This is a genomic window from Mesobacillus boroniphilus JCM 21738, assembly GCF_000517385.1.
Classification (GTDB): domain Bacteria; phylum Bacillota; class Bacilli; order Bacillales; family Cytobacillaceae; genus Mesobacillus; species Mesobacillus boroniphilus.
This window is the reverse complement of the sequence record NZ_BAUW01000200.1, coordinates 1-1770: the sequence shown is the minus strand read 5'-3', so window position 1 is coordinate 1770 and position 1770 is coordinate 1. Positions and strand designations below refer to the sequence as shown.

The 1770-nt window shown below is 43.1% G+C and carries 1 protein-coding gene; it reads left to right on the top strand.

Annotated elements, in window-relative coordinates; genetic code table 11:
- Positions 1 to 492 precede the first annotated feature (492 nt).
- Positions 493 to 1680, top strand: a complete 1188-nt coding sequence (locus JCM21738_RS21700) for an acetate kinase (RefSeq protein ID WP_023626987.1) — start codon at positions 493 to 495, stop codon at positions 1678 to 1680.
- Positions 1681 to 1770: the final 90 nt, after the last annotated feature.

Genomic DNA, 1770 nt, shown 5'->3' with positions numbered 1-1770 from the left:
ATTTTTTTATACATATTAAAGGTTATATTTAACATTAATGTTAATAACTAGTTGATATTTCTGAGTTGACAATAATTAATTTTCTTTATGCAACGCTAGTGAGGAAATTACAAAATATTTTCAGTGTGGATAACTATCCAGGTTTTCTTAATCCAGCTCCAGCGCCTAGCCCCTCGAGACGTTTCGATCCGCCCGATGAAGTCAAAGAGCGACTTCACCGGTCGGCCCTCCAACGCTTGTCGGGGCTGATCAAGGCGCTTGCGCTTTTCTTATTTGTTTCAGGTATATAAAACATGCTAATGTTTTTTCTAATCATTAGAAGTATCTGAATAAAAACTCATTTCCCGTTTGGAAAAGCTTTGCTTGAAATGTGAAAAAGACAGTGTTTAAATGGGGAAATGAGAGATATAATTACGGCCTGTGGCACACAATAATGGTGTACTATTTCACTGTATTTTTAATCAGGTTGTTATATAAGAGGAGCGGTATAAAATGTCTAAAATAATTGCAATCAATGCCGGCAGTTCGTCACTTAAGTTCCAATTGTTCGAAATGCCAAGCGAAGAAGTCATCACAAAAGGTATTGTAGAAAGAATCGGTCTTAAGGATTCTATCTTCACGATCTCGGTAAATGGAGAAAAAAATAAGGAAGTTACTGATATTCCGAATCATGAGGTTGCTGTAAAAATCCTTCTAGATAAACTGACGTCTTTGGGAATCATCCAGTCACTTGATGAAATCGAAGGAATCGGCCACCGTGTCGTTCATGGCGGTGAAGAATTCAGCGATTCTGTATTGATTACCGAAGAAGTTTTACAAAAAATCGAGGAGCTTTCAGAGCTTGCGCCACTGCATAATCCAGCTAACTTGACTGGTATCCGCGCATTCCAGCAGGTACTGCCGAATGTTCCGGCGATTGCTGTGTTTGATACAGCTTTCCACCAGACGATGCCTGAGAACTCATTCCTTTACAGTCTTCCATACGACTACTATAAAAAGTACGGAATCCGTAAATACGGTTTCCATGGTACATCACACAAGTATGTTTCCCAGCGTGCAGCAGAGATGCTTGGCCGTCCTGTCGAGCACCTGCGCCTGATTTCCTGCCACCTTGGAAATGGTGCAAGTATCGCGGCAATCGAAGGCGGTAAATCTATCGATACATCCATGGGATTCACTCCGCTTGCAGGTGTGACGATGGGAACTCGTTCAGGTAACATTGACCCGGCATTGATTCCATACATCATGGAAAAAACAGATAAAACTGCTGATGAAGTATTGGGCGTCCTGAACAAAGAGAGCGGTATGCTTGGTGTATCCGGTTTCTCAAGTGACCTCCGTGACATCGAAGACGAAGCAGAAAAAGGAAATAAACGTGCTGAGCTTGCACTAAAAGTTTTCGCGGACAGAATCCATAAATACATCGGTTCTTATGCAGCACGCATGTGCGGTGTCGACGCAATCATCTTTACTGCTGGTATTGGAGAAAACAGTTCGGCAATCCGTGCACGTGTCCTGCAGGGCCTTGAGTTCATGGGCATCTACTGGGATCCTGCTTTGAACAAGGTGCGCGGCGAAGAAGCATTCATCAGCTACCCGCATTCTCCAGTAAAAGTAATGGTCATCCCGACAGACGAGGAAGTCATGATCGCTCGTGATGTCGTGCGTTTGGCAAAATAAATCACACTTTTTCAGGCAGAAGCGCAGATGCTTCTGCCTTTTAATGTAGTGGAAAATATTTCTGCTTCAGCGCTTGTCGGGGCTGACCAA